Origin of the sequence: Variovorax sp. J31P207 (assembly GCF_030316965.1) — a bacterium.
GTDB classification, from domain to species: Bacteria; Pseudomonadota; Gammaproteobacteria; order Burkholderiales; family Burkholderiaceae_C; genus Variovorax; species Variovorax ginsengisoli_B.
In genome coordinates, this window is sequence record NZ_JASZYN010000026.1 from 39,603 (window position 1) to 47,949 (window position 8,347).

10 protein-coding genes and 1 pseudogene are annotated in these 8,347 nt (G+C 63.9%); 6 read left to right on the forward strand and 5 right to left on the reverse strand.

All coding sequences use genetic code 11. The features are described from left to right. Positions 1 to 52 precede the first annotated feature (52 nt). Positions 53 to 1,504, forward strand: coding sequence for a DUF1254 domain-containing protein (locus tag QTI68_RS39145; RefSeq protein WP_286529703.1), 1,452 nt, complete (start codon positions 53 to 55; stop codon positions 1,502 to 1,504). Between the two features lie 111 nt (positions 1,505 to 1,615). Here the strand turns inward: QTI68_RS39145 and QTI68_RS39150 are convergent, their stop codons facing one another. Both QTI68_RS39150 and QTI68_RS39155 read right to left on the reverse strand, forming a co-directional pair. Further along, on the reverse strand, positions 1,616 to 1,897 hold the full coding sequence (locus tag QTI68_RS39150; protein ID WP_286529704.1) for a hypothetical protein: 282 nt from the start codon (positions 1,895 to 1,897) through the stop codon (positions 1,616 to 1,618). Between the two features lie 161 nt (positions 1,898 to 2,058). Beyond that, on the reverse strand, positions 2,059 to 2,349 hold the full coding sequence (locus tag QTI68_RS39155) for a hypothetical protein (RefSeq protein ID WP_286529719.1): 291 nt from the start codon (positions 2,347 to 2,349) through the stop codon (positions 2,059 to 2,061). Between QTI68_RS39155 and QTI68_RS39160 the strand changes: the two genes are divergently transcribed. The 4 genes from QTI68_RS39160 (at position 2,342) to QTI68_RS39175 (ending at position 5,635) form a co-directional block, all read left to right on the forward strand. After that, the gene (locus QTI68_RS39160) at positions 2,342 to 3,109 is read left to right on the forward strand and encodes an AraC family transcriptional regulator (protein ID WP_286529705.1); all 768 of its coding nucleotides are present in this window, start codon (positions 2,342 to 2,344) and stop codon (positions 3,107 to 3,109) included. The genes QTI68_RS39155 and QTI68_RS39160 overlap by 8 nt on opposite strands. A 180-nt stretch (positions 3,110 to 3,289) precedes the next feature. Then, entirely contained in the window at positions 3,290 to 4,240 is a 951-nt protein-coding gene (locus tag QTI68_RS39165) for a Bug family tripartite tricarboxylate transporter substrate binding protein (RefSeq protein ID WP_286529706.1), read from the forward strand. A 22-nt stretch (positions 4,241 to 4,262) separates the two neighbouring features. Further along, positions 4,263 to 5,156 carry a PhzF family phenazine biosynthesis protein gene (locus QTI68_RS39170; RefSeq protein ID WP_286529707.1) on the forward strand — a complete coding sequence of 298 codons (894 nt, stop codon included), beginning with the start codon at positions 4,263 to 4,265 and terminating at the stop codon, positions 5,154 to 5,156. Next, entirely contained in the window at positions 5,153 to 5,635 is a 483-nt protein-coding gene (locus tag QTI68_RS39175; protein WP_286529708.1) for a RidA family protein, read from the forward strand. The genes QTI68_RS39170 and QTI68_RS39175 overlap by 4 nt, the downstream gene beginning before the upstream one ends. A gap of 22 nt (positions 5,636 to 5,657) precedes the next feature. On the opposite strand, the gene QTI68_RS39180 is transcribed toward QTI68_RS39175, so the two are convergent. Together QTI68_RS39180 and QTI68_RS39185 are read right to left on the reverse strand one after the other, a co-directional pair. Next, on the reverse strand, positions 5,658 to 6,803 hold the full coding sequence (locus QTI68_RS39180) for a PKD domain-containing protein (protein WP_286529709.1): 1,146 nt from the start codon (positions 6,801 to 6,803) through the stop codon (positions 5,658 to 5,660). Positions 6,804 to 6,945: 142 nt separating this feature from the next. Further along, positions 6,946 to 7,476: a methyltransferase family protein gene (locus QTI68_RS39185; protein WP_286529710.1), complete on the reverse strand. Its 531-nt coding sequence runs from the start codon at positions 7,474 to 7,476 to the stop codon at positions 6,946 to 6,948. Between the two features lie 33 nt (positions 7,477 to 7,509). On the opposite strand from QTI68_RS39185, the gene trhA reads away from it, so the two are divergent. After that, positions 7,510 to 8,163, forward strand: a complete 654-nt coding sequence (gene trhA / locus QTI68_RS39190) for a PAQR family membrane homeostasis protein TrhA (protein ID WP_503011809.1) — start codon at positions 7,510 to 7,512, stop codon at positions 8,161 to 8,163. Positions 8,164 to 8,218: 55 nt separating this feature from the next. Here trhA and QTI68_RS39195 read toward each other — a convergent pair. After that, a pseudogene (locus QTI68_RS39195) lies at positions 8,219 to 8,347 on the reverse strand (phosphate ABC transporter substrate-binding protein PstS); the annotation flags it as partial.

Below are 8,347 nucleotides of genomic sequence, written 5' to 3' on the forward strand. Positions count from 1 at the left end.
GCCCAAACCGTTCGAGGAGTCTGTTTCCGTGACACTGCATTCGACACCACTCATGAAATGCGCCACGCTCGCGCTCGCCATGGCCGCACTCGCCGGCTGCGCCAGCCAAAGCGATCCGATCGCGCAGGCCGCCAAGGCGGACCAGGCCGCAGGCATCCCGGCGCCGAGCCTCGCAGAGACCAAGGCGATTGCAGAGGAGGCCTTCATCTACGGCCTGCCCATCGTGATGAACTACGCGGTGATGAACGAATACGCTGTCGACAAGGGCGGCCCGCAATTCAAGGCGCCGTTCAACCAGATCAAGAACGAGGCGCGCGTCTACACCTACCAGGACACGGCGGTCATCACGCCGAACAGCGACACGCCTTACTCGCTGGCATGGATGGACCTGCGCACCGAGCCGATGGTGCTGACGGTCCCCGCGGTGGACCGCAAGCGCTACTACGCGGTGATGCTCAACGACGGCAACACCTACAACTTCGGCTATATCGGCAGCCGCGCGACCGGCAACGGCGCGGGCAGCTACATGGTCGTCGGGCCGGACTGGAGGGGCGAGACACCGCCCGGCGTGCGCAAGGTGTTCACCTCGACCACGCCGTTCGCACTGGCCATCTACCGGACCCAGCTCTTCAGTCCCAAGGACATGCCGAACGTGGTGAAGGTGCAGTCTGGCTACAAGGTGCAGCCGCTGTCCGCTTTCCTGGGCCGCACCGCGCCGCCCGCAGCGGCTGCCGTCAAGTTCGTGCCGGCGACCACGGCAGGCATCAAGGAGAACTTCTACGAGTACCTGGACGCTGCGCTTCAGTTCGTTCCACCTTCCGCCGAAGACCGTGACGTGCGGGCCCGCATCGCCCGCATCGGCATCGGCGCCGGCAAGACCTTCGAATTCAAGGATCTCTCGCTCGAGCACAAGGGGGCCGTGCTGCTGGGCATGAAGGCCGGCGACGAGAAAATCGACAAATGGCTGGCGACCGGCACCAAGGACGTCAACGGCTGGAACATCGGCTCCTTCTTCGGCGATCGCAACTTCTACAAGCAGGACTGGCTGATGCGCGCCGGCGCGGCCAAGGGCGGCATCTACGGCAACGATGCGATCGAAGCGGCCTATCCGCTGACGCGTGTCGACGAGAAGGCCCAGCCGCTCGACGGCAGCAAGCACAACTACACGCTCACCTTCCCCGCCGGCCAGACGCCGCCGGTGAATGCGTTCTGGTCGGTGACGATGTACGACGGAAAGACCCAGCTCCTGATCAAGAACCCGATCAATCGATACCTCATCAACTCGCCGATGGTCTCGGGCATGAAGAAGAACCGCGACGGCTCGCTGACGCTCTACATCCAGAAGGATTCACCGGGCAAGGCGCTCGAAGCGAACTGGCTTCCTGCGCCGGATGGCCCGATCTACCTGGCGATGCGGCTCTATTGGCCGAAGGACACACCGCCGTCGATCCTGCCGGCTGGTGAAGGAACGTGGAAGCCACCCGGCATCGTGGCATCCAGGTAACACCGCATTGCCGGATCGTCTTGGCTTGTCTCGAAGGGGACGCCCCGTCGCCGGCATTAGGAGCCCATTCTTGTCATCAAGACAAGATCAGGCCAGGTACGAGCATCCGCCTCATTCAAATCCTGCCATTCTCAGCCGACGGTAAAACTCACGGCAATCCTCAATCCGAAAGATTCCGTTCGGTTCGTCTTGCATGCGCCAGTTGGTCGAGCGCACCCGCATGAGGTCCGGACGCCCCTCGACGCGGTAGAACGTGACGGCGACCAAATAGGGGCCAGGAAACGTCAGCCTGAAGAACTCCTGCTCGATCGTCCGCGCCTCATGGACTTCGAGAATTGGCTTGGGTCGCCAGTGGGCGACCAAGGAACTGGCCATTGAATGGGCGTCGTTCATTCCGGAGGAGCGGGGTGTGCGAAAGCGAATATTGCCACGCGGTGTTCTTCGGGGTCCTGGAAGCACCGGCAATCCTCCAGTCGGCTTCGGCGCACACTGGCTCTGCCGACCGAACAACCTCAAGGGCTGACGAGGCCGCAAGGGGGAGAATGCAGCCAGTGTCAAGTAATAGCCTGGAAATACTCGAAATGATGGATTGGGTCCCTATAGTCTTCATTGCGTTCAAGGTCCTCGTGTTCGGCACGGGCATGTTCTTCGCCATCAAGTGGCACTATGAGCAAGGAAAGAATGGCAGGATGCTCGGTTTGGACTTGACCTTCCCATGATGACAAAGAATAGTCGGCCGATATCCAGTGATGCGGCAGCCATTCCCCGATGCGGCTGTTGGGCAGCGTCGGCACGCAATCGCTTGCCTTTCTACGTGCGGCAGGAGCACCAATGGCCATGTCCATTCCCCTTTCCTCCAAGCTAGCGGCAACCGCCGACCATGGCTTTGCCTTGCGGCAGAGCCGACAGCCGCACTACCGCTTCGACTGGCACACGCACGATTGCGCCATGTTGCTGTGGCCGCAAGTCGGTGCGCTCGACAGCCGCTGGGTTGTCGAACCCGGTGCTGCACCCCGGGCGTTTCGGCTGGTCCGCCATACCGCCTTGCTGTTGCCCGCGTCGGCAGCGCACAGCACGCGGTCACGGGCCTTGCGTCAACGCCACGGGGAACTCTATTTTCGACCCGAGTTGCTGGGCTCTGGAAGCCGCTTTGGCGCCATCCAGCTCGACGGCGCTGCATTCGCCATGCTTGAGGCTCTGAGTGCCCCCACTTTGGCTTTTGGTAGCGGCGAGCCATTGATACACGCGCTCATCGCCCAATTGTCCGCGCGACGGTCCTCTCAATGCCAGGCGGCATCGGCCCTGGTCCCTGCAGCCCCGCTCTCGCAGCGCATGCTGACTTGCTACGCCAGCGCCCTGGATGGGGAGCTGCCACTGCCTACGGTGGAGGTGGTAGCCGAAGAGCTCGGAGTCTCTGTTCGCCAGTTGCAACGCGCCTGCGCCGCCGAACTGGGCAACAGCCCGGTGGCCGTACGCCGCCGATTGCTTGCCTTGAAAGCGCGTGAACTGCTTGCGCAGGGCGCACCCCCTTCGTTGGTCAGCCAACAGCTCTGCTTCACCCACAGCGGCCACTTGAACCGGCTCCTGCGCGAAGTTCAGCCCTGAGGTGTTTTGCTGCCGGCCGGCGCTGCTCCGCTGGCGTCGCAAATCGGTTGGCGCCTTGTCGCCTTCCGGTTCGCGCGGCGACAGGCTCGCTCCTAGCATGAAGGCGTCGTCATGCTCTCTGGAGTTCTCGTGCATCTTCCTCGTCTCTTACCTACACGCAGTCATGTACTCGCCCAGGCAATGCTGGCGACCGGCGCGCTGCTCGCCGTGCTTGCCCCTGCAGTCGCCTCGGCCCAAGCCTGGCCCACCCGCCCCATCACCATCGTGGTGCCTTTTCCGGCCGGAGGCGGCACTGACTTGGCCATCCGGAGCATTCAGCCCCAACTGCAAAAGGAACTGGGACAACCGGTCGTGATTGACAACCGCAGCGGCGCCGGCGGCACCATCGGCTCGACTTACGTGGCCAAGGCCGCGCCTGACGGGTACACCGCTGTGCTGGCCACCACCAGTACCCATGCCGTCAGCGTCAGCGTCTATCCGCGCCTGCCTTACGACCCTCTGCGCGACTTCGCCTATGCGGGCTTCATCGGCACCTCCCCGTATGTGCTGGCAGCCAACCCCGCAGTCCATGGCGCCGACGTGAAGTCGCTTGTCGCCACGCTCAAGCAGAACCCGCAGCAGTACAGCTTTGGGTCCGTCGGTGCGGGTACCGTGTCGCACCTGCTGGGTGAGCAATTCAAGTCTTATGCGGGCGTGCCGCTGGTGCATGTGCCTTACCGGGGGGCGGCGCCGGCCTACGCCGACCTCATGGGAGGGCAGGTTCAACTGATGTTCGACAACCCGGCCGGCCTGGTTCCGTATATCCGGAGCGGGAAGCTGGTGGCTGTGGCGACCACCGCACCCAACGCGTTGTTGGCCGGCGTGCCCACCTTCCAGCAGCAGGGCATCCCGAACTTCACCCAGTCCCTTTGGTACGGCGTAGCTTTTCCACGTGGCACGCCAAGCAATGTGGTGGAGCGCTTCAACCATGCGCTGAACCAGGTCCTCGCCGACCGCGCCGTGGCCGCCGACTACGCCGCAAAGGGCATCAATGCGCGACCCGGCACCCCGGCCGAACTGCAGGCCGCGGTCGCGGCCGACATTCCTTACTGGGGGCGCATCGTGAAGGCCGTAGGGGCAAGAATTGACTGAGAACGCCCCTGCCTCGTCCCCCATGACACCGCCCGTCGCAGGCGAATTGCGAACAGTCGATGTATTCGTCAAAGGCGCAGCGGGCGGAAATCCCGTGCCCTTCGTGTCAGATGCGTCGGCCCTTCCGTGGCAGGACATGCAGTCCATCGCGAAGACCACCGGGCACGAGTCGGCGTTCGTGCTGCCGGCCTCGGCATCCGATGCCGACTGGCGCTTTCGTTTCTTCGTGCCGCATCACGAGATGGAAATGTGTGGCCATGCCACGGTGGGCACACTGTGGGCATTGCGCCAATGGGGCCAGTGGCGCACGCGCGCTGCACGCATCGAAACATTGAGCGGCCTGGTCGATGCTGAGTGGGATGCGGTGGCCTCCCGCGTATGGATTTCACAGCCAAATGTGCAGGCGAAGGCGCTGACGCCCGACGCCTGCCGACGTGTCGGGGCGGTGCTGGGCCTGCCCGCTGGCTTGGCTCCGGTGATGACCAACGCCAGCACCAGCCGGGTCAAGACCCTGGTGCAGCTGCCCGATGTGGCTTCGCTGAATGCGCTGCAGCCTGACTTCGCAGCGATGGAGGCACTGTGCGCATCCGTCGGCTCAACCGGCTTGTATCCCTACGCCGTGGCAGACAAGGCAGCGACCGGCGAGCCGGTCGTTGCCGCGCGGCAATTCCCGAAGTCCTCGGGTTACCCAGAGGACGCGGCTACAGGGATTGCGGCAGCAGCGTTGTGGGGACATCTTGCAGCCACCGGCGCCATCGCGACAGGGTCACAAGTAGCGCCCATCGTCTGTACAGTCCGGCAAGGCGATGCGATGGGCAGACCTTCAGCCATCGAGGTGCGCGCCCGGTTTGGTGACGATGGCGTGATAGTCGGCTGCTGGCTGAGCGGGCAAGTCGTCTGGGGTGAGCTGCCATGAGCACGACAACGCCAGAACAGCGCCTTGCCGCTGCCGGGCATCGCCTTCCCGCACCGCCGCAGCCTCGAGGCAGCTATGCGCCTTTTCATCTGCAGACGATGCCAGGCGGAGGCCGGCTCCTCACCGTCAGCGGCCAGACCTGCCGCATCGACGGTGTGGCGATTTCCGGAGCGTGCACGCCTGGTGCGTCGTTGGAGCCGGCCTGCGCAGCCGCAAAGGTCGCCATGCTGAACCTGCTTGCAGCCGTGGCGGCTGCTTGTGACGGCGCGCTGCCGGTGCGCCTGGATGTATGCCGCGTTCGCGGCTTCGTCCGCAGCACCGCTGATTTCACCTCGCACACCGCTGTGCTCGACGCGGCCTCAGCCGTGCTATCCATTGCATGGCCCGACGCGATCAATCCTGCACGAACCGCAGTTGGCGTGGCAAGCCTGCCGGACGGAGCATTCGTCGAAATTGAGCTGGATGCCGTGTTGCCATAAGAAGGCTTCCGGGACGGAACGATCAGGGCGTGGTCACGTGGACTTGCGCCATGAGCCCGTAGTTGTTCGCCGGGTCGTTTTGTGCATGCGCAACCAACCCGTTCCAGAGCAAGAGACCGGGGTCCGAGTCGCTACCGACGGATGGGCCGGCCGCAGTTGAATCGTAGACGCCGACATTGAGACTGTCGTAGGCACCTGGCTGCCCGATCGGCGCGGGACCCTGGGTGTTCGTGTTGTATACGACCTCGTAGATGAAGGTGTCTGGCAGCGTCACGTTGAGCGAACCAAGATCGAATGCGATCTTGAAAGCAAACCCGTTCTTGCAGACGCCGTTCAAATCCCTCCATTTGCCCGCATCCGTGCCCATGCATGCCGCATCGGCGGACGGGCGATACGGAACGCTGAATGCCTGGGTGAGCGTCGCAAGCAATGTCGTGCGCTTGTCGTCGTAGACGTTCATCGTGATGGGGTGGTTGAACGCAGCGTTCGGGCTCGAAGTGCAATTCTTGGAGACCCAGTCACCGCTTTGGCAGGCCCAACTGCTCATCGCGACGGTGATGCTCTTGAGCATTCGGGGGGTGCCGGGCTGCAGGGTGATGCGATCGCCGAGGCTCTTGAGGGCGTAGGCCTCGAAGCCGTAGCTCGGCATGTTCGACGGAAATGGCGAAGGCATCGAATCGAAGGCGATGGCGTCTGTCGTCACTGTCACTGTGGAGGGCTGGCTGCTCACTTTGCCGTCATTGACGGTCAGGCTCGCGACGTAGGTGCCTGCCATATCAGGAATGAAGGTTGGCTTTGCCGAATCAGCGCCGACGAGAGCAGATGCGCTGCCTGTCGGCTTGCTGACCAGTGTCCATGCATAAGAAAGCGTGTCACCGTCGGCGTCTGTACTCGCGCTGCCGTCGAGTTTGACCGTCGTTCCGGCCGTCGCGGTTTGCTTGACGCCTGCATGGCTCACAGGTGCCGTGTTGCCTATCAGCGAACCAGCCGGCGGAGGCACAGGCGCTGCGGCTTGGAAGGCCGGCGCTGCTGCAGGCGCCTGGGCAACCGGGAGTGAAAAGCCTGAGCCGCCGCCGCCGCCGCCGCACGCGGCAAGGGCCAAGGCTGCAGCAGTTGCTGCGATTGCATTGATCACCGGTTTCGAGCAGGAGGTCGATGGGGGATTCATTCGAGCGGTCAAGAGGCGTTACAAGATGGTTCAGTGTAATAACCAAGTTGACATTTCACGCCCTCGCGCGCCCCATTGCAGTGCTTTGGTTTGCCAACTTCTCCTCGGATTGGCCGCGGGGCGCGTGCGTTCTTCTTCCCGCCTACCCGCGCCATGGGGTGATGCGCGGCAACCATCGCCTCACGTTCGCCCGGTAGCGCTTGTACTCGTCGCCGAACTGCTCGCCCAGCACGGGCTCTTCGTAGGCGACAACGAACAAGAAGAATCCGGCCCACACGATCGCGCCGTATTCCAGCACCCAGGCGCTCCCGAACAGGAGGCCTTGGCCGGCGATCAACGCCGTGACTGCGACGTACATCGGATTGCGGACGTAGCGATAGAACCCGGTGACGACAAGGCGCTTGGGAGGCATCACGGGCGCCGGTGTGCCGAGGCCCTGCAGCGCGAAGCGAGCGAACGAATCAAGCAAGATGGGCAACCCGGCCACGATCAGGGCGGCGCCGAGCACGCGCGCGATCGGGAACAGCGAAGGGGCGAAGTGCCAGTGCGTGAGGTACCAAGGGATGTACACGGCGAGCGTGCCCGGAGCGATGACCAGGAAGATCGCAGAACCGATGATCGCGGCGGCGCGCTGCACGACAGGATCATACGCAACGCCGCCGAGAAGCGTCATCTGTCGGTCATCGCAAGCGGGTCTGATCCTGGCGTGCTCACCCCCAACACGATCGCGCGGTCCGGTCTTTGCATCGTCAGAGGCGAGCGATTCAACGGGTTCAGTCACCTGCTGGGCTTGCTGCTGTCGCTTGCCGCTGGCGCGCTCCTGGTCAATGGGGCGGTAATGAAGGGCGACGCGGCAGCAAGCGTGGGCGCCACGGTCTTTTCGCTGGCGTCGGTGCTGCTCTATGCGGCGTCGACGCTCTACCACTTCACCCAGGGAGCCGCCAAGACGATCTGGCGTCGCGCCGATCACTGCGCCATCTATCTCATGATCGCCGGGACCTACACCCCCTTCGGTCTCCTGACGTGGAACGGTCCGCGCGCCGCGGTCGCAGTAGGTGCAATCTGGGGCCTCGCCGCAGTGGGGATCGTGCGCGAACTGCGCGCCGGGCCCGCCGCGCCGCCCTCGCTGCCGTTCTACCTCGGGCTGGGCTGGCTGACGGTCCTGGCCACCTTCCCCCTGGCAGCCGCCTTGGATCGTCCAGTTCTGGCGGGACTCCTCGCCGGCGCGGGCTGCTATTCCTTCGGCACCATCTTCTACCGCAACCGCAGGAATTGGCGTCACGCGCACGGCACCTGGCATCTCTTCGTGCTCGCAGGCTCCGCCTGTCACTATGGCGCGATCGTCTGGGCTGTGCAGTGAAGACTCGCTGGTGATCGACCCATCGACGACCTGGTGAGGCCGTCTTGAGGTTCCTTCACTTGTAAGGTACCGCCTTGCCCGACGCGTCCTTGATGTCACCCCAGGCGGTGGCGATGGCGCCCTTCACCTTGTCGGGCATCGGCACGTAGTCCAGGTCGCCGGCGGTCTTGTCGCCGTTCTTGTA